Source organism: Bradyrhizobium sp. Kon69, assembly GCF_055807515.1.
In genome coordinates this window covers 1-274 of sequence record NZ_JBVVOS010000338.1, presented here as the reverse complement: position 1 = coordinate 274, position 274 = coordinate 1, and the positions used below count along the sequence as shown (strand labels likewise).

Below are 274 nucleotides of genomic sequence, written 5' to 3'. Positions count from 1 at the left end.
GAAGTCCAGCGCTTCGCGGATCGGGCCGGTGTTGGCGATTTTCGGCGAATAATCGGCCGACTTGATCGGCTCGAGCAAACGCTGAAACGGTTGCAACGCGCCGCCCGCGCCGGCATCGAGTGCGCGCGCCAACACCGGTCTGGCCTTGGCTTCCTGACCACGCGCCAGCAGCAAATGCGCCTGCTGGGCCAGCGCCATCAGGGCGATCATCTGGCGCCCACTGTCGAGCGCCTGTTGCGCCAGGTCCTCGAGTCGTTGCAGCGCCACTTCGGGC

At 66.8% G+C, this 274-nt stretch carries 1 protein-coding gene; it reads right to left on the bottom strand.

Annotated elements, in window-relative coordinates; all coding sequences use genetic code 11:
* Positions 1-274, bottom strand: a 274-nt coding sequence (locus AC0L3U_RS39380; protein WP_473365118.1) for a hypothetical protein, incomplete at both ends; no start/stop codon positions are given.